This window comes from Clostridium sp. AM27-28, from assembly GCF_003480955.1.
Lineage (GTDB): Bacteria > Bacillota > Clostridia > Lachnospirales > Lachnospiraceae > Otoolea > Otoolea fessa.
This window is the reverse complement of the sequence record NZ_QUJT01000039.1, coordinates 1-257: the sequence shown is the minus strand read 5'-3', so window position 1 is coordinate 257 and position 257 is coordinate 1. Positions and strand designations below refer to the sequence as shown.

Annotated in this window: 1 pseudogene; it reads left to right on the top strand. The window is 51.4% G+C overall.

From position 1 onward, the window contains the following. Positions 1 to 257: pseudogene (locus tag DW720_RS16065) on the top strand (leucyl aminopeptidase); the annotation flags it as partial.

Here is a 257-nt window from a genome sequence, read left to right as displayed (position 1 = left end):
CTTGGCATGGATGCCTGCGATGTATTTGTCGGCATGACCACCGCATCCGGTGCAGCTATCTACAATAACCACCTGAAAGAGCTCATCAACCAGAAGAAACTTCGCGAGGTTTCTATCTGCTTAAGAAATATCGACAACTTCACACGAGGCGGCGCTCTGGCAGACTACGAAGCAGTTTACGCAGATGGCGAGAAACTGCAGGCTATCTGGAGAGGTCATAAGATGGCTCACATCACCACACCGGCTGGTACCGACCT